The 1,923-nt window shown below is 68.5% G+C and carries 1 protein-coding gene; it reads right to left on the reverse strand.

Annotated elements, in window-relative coordinates:
* Positions 1–27 precede the first annotated feature (27 nt).
* On the reverse strand, positions 28–1,722 hold the full coding sequence (locus tag OUY22_RS36555; RefSeq protein WP_270159898.1) for an endo-1,4-beta-xylanase: 1,695 nt from the start codon (positions 1,720–1,722) through the stop codon (positions 28–30).
* Positions 1,723–1,923 lie beyond the last annotated feature (201 nt).

Genomic DNA, 1,923 nt, shown 5'->3' on the forward strand with positions numbered 1-1,923 from the left:
GGCTCCTCACGTCCGCTCCCTGCCTGTTCACGGGGACGCGCAGGTGTAGCCGGAGACCGTCTGCGTGTTGCCGTTGGGCCGGCTGACCTGGAAGCCGAACGAGGTGCTGGCGTTCGGGCCCAGGTTGCCGTTGTAGCTGACGTTCCTGGCCGTGACGGTCTGGCCGCTGGTGGTCAGGGCGGCGTTCCAGGAGCCGGTGATGCTGTGCCCGGCGGGCAGGGTGAAGGTGACGGTCCAGCCGTTGATGGCCGACGAGCCGCTGTTGGTGATGGTGACGGGCTGGATGACGTAGCCGTTGTTCCACTGGGTCTGCACGGTGCCGGCCGCGGTGCAGGGACCGGTCGGGCCGCCTCCCTCGCTGGTGGTGAAGGTGACCGCGGCGGAGGGGGTGGACAGGTTGCCGGCGCCGTCGCGGGCCCGCACGTACACCTGGTACTGGGTGGAGGCCGACAGGCCGGTCAGGTTGATCGAGTTGGTGGACGACTGGCCGAGCTGCGGGTCGGTGGCGCCCTGCTCGCGGTAGACGTTGTAGCCGGCCAGGCCGCTGCCGCCGGTGTCGGTGGAGGCCGTCCAGGTCAGCGTGGCCGAACTGGCGGTGACGTTGGAGGCGGCCGGGGTGCCCGGGGTGGTGGGCGGTGTCGTGTCCTCCGAGCTGCCGCCTTCGGCGAGCGCGTCGTGCACGGCGGTGTAGGCGGGCTTCTGCTGGTAGTTCTCGTCGTAGATGAGCGCGGCGCCCTCGCCGGGGAACGTGTCCGGCACCCACGAGTGCCTGTCGGTGAAGCCCCAGATGGTGACGCCGGCGCAGGCGCTCACGGCCATGCAGGCCCGGACCACGTCGCGGTAGTAGGTGGCCTGGGTGGCGTCCTTGCTGGAGTTGCGCGGCATCTGCATGCGGATGTCCACCTCGGTGATGCGGACCTGGACGCCGAGGGCGGCGAAGCGCTCCAGGTTCTGCTGGAAGGAGGTGGGGAAGCCGTACTGGATCGCCAGGTGGGTCTGGAAGCCGACGCAGTCGACGGGCACGTTCTGCTGGCGGAGCGACTGCACCAGGTTGTACATGGCGGTGCTCTTGGCGTTGATGCCCTCGACGTTGTAGTCGTTGATGCACAGCCGGGCGTTGGGGTCGGCGGCCCGGGCGGCGCGGAAGGCGTCGGCGACGAAGCTCAGGCCGAGCGTGTTGTACCAGAACGACGAGCGCATGTTGCCGTTCTCTTCGAAGACCTCGTTCACCACGTCCCAGGAGACGACGGCGGGGTTGTCGGCGTAGCGGCCGACGACCTGGCTGATGTGGTTCTGCATGGCCTGGCGCATGGCGGTGGCGTTCAGGCCCTGCACCCAGCCCGGGGTCTGGTTGTGCCAGACGAGGGTGTGGCCGTGCACCTGCTGGTTGTTCTGGGTGGCGAAGTTGACGATGGTGTCGGCGCCGGAGAAGTTGAACTGGCCCTGGTTGGGCTGGATGGCGTCCCACTTCATCGCGTTCTCGGCGGTGATCTGGTTGAATTCGGTCGCCGCGATGTTCCGGTACTGGGTCTCGTTGGACAGCGGCCCGGTGGCGAGCGCGGTGCCGATGAACTTGCCTCGCGCGGCGGCGTGCTGGCGCAGCGGCGCCGAGGCGTCTGCTTGGCCGACCGGCAGGAAGAACACGGCGAGCAGCCCGAGCAGGGCCGCCACCGCGAACGTCCTGGGCCGGGTGCCGGGTCTGATGAGCGTTGACGAAAGCACGAGCACCTACCTCCGGAAGGGCGGCCGATCTGGTCCCGAAATTTTCGGCGTCATCGGGATCCCTGCCGGGACGTTAGGGATACGGGACATACAGGGTCAATGCCCAGGCCGCGCCCGCGCCGTTAGAGCAGGTGGCAGCCTGAAATTATCGGCATTTTCGTGAAACTTTCATCGCGCGGCGGAGGGCCCCACCCGGGGGCG

Source organism: Nonomuraea corallina, from assembly GCF_027620315.1.
Classification (GTDB): domain Bacteria; phylum Actinomycetota; class Actinomycetes; order Streptosporangiales; family Streptosporangiaceae; genus Nonomuraea; species Nonomuraea corallina.